The 545-nt window shown below is 60.7% G+C and carries 1 protein-coding gene; it reads right to left on the minus strand.

Translation table 11 applies throughout. The features are described 5' to 3' along the window. Positions 1-83: 83 nt before the first annotated feature. On the minus strand, positions 84-545 hold a 462-nt coding region (locus AC07XB_RS39070), incomplete at its 5' end, for a substrate-binding domain-containing protein (protein WP_492833079.1).

The following is a 545-nucleotide window of genomic DNA, read 5'->3' on the forward strand; positions in this document are numbered from 1 at the left end:
ATCTCGGGCCCGCTCAGCGATGCATTCGAACCTAGATGGGCCATCTCTTGTGCTCAAAGAGAGCAAAGGCGCGACGCTGATGCTCAGCGTGCGTCGCTGCTTGTGCTGGCACGTTGGATTATTTCGAAGCCCACATCCTGTGCTGAAGGGATCGTTTCACCACGCATGCGAGCCAACAAGGCTTGCGCTCCCAGGTGACCAATGCGTGTGCCGTCCACTCTTAGCGTTGAAAGAGCTGGTACCGTCTCAGCCGCCAGTGCCTGGTCGCCGAAGCCTAGGACGCCGAAGTGTGTCGGTACCTTTAGTTCAAGTGCATTTGCGTAGGCAAGAACGCCCTGGGCGAGGGCATCGGAGCTGCAGAACACTGCATCGACTTGCGGCGCGCGCGTCAGCAACGCATGCAGCGCTTCGCGTCCGCGTCCAGCTTGGGGACTACTTTCGGGGAACACGATTTCTATCGGCTCCCCATGCCCCGCCTCTGCTGCCGCCCGATGGAAGCCCAGAGCTCGCCGACTAGCGCGACTGTCGTCAGAGCGTAGCAAGGC

Source organism: Cupriavidus sp. GW821-FHT02F09 (genome assembly GCF_059421605.1).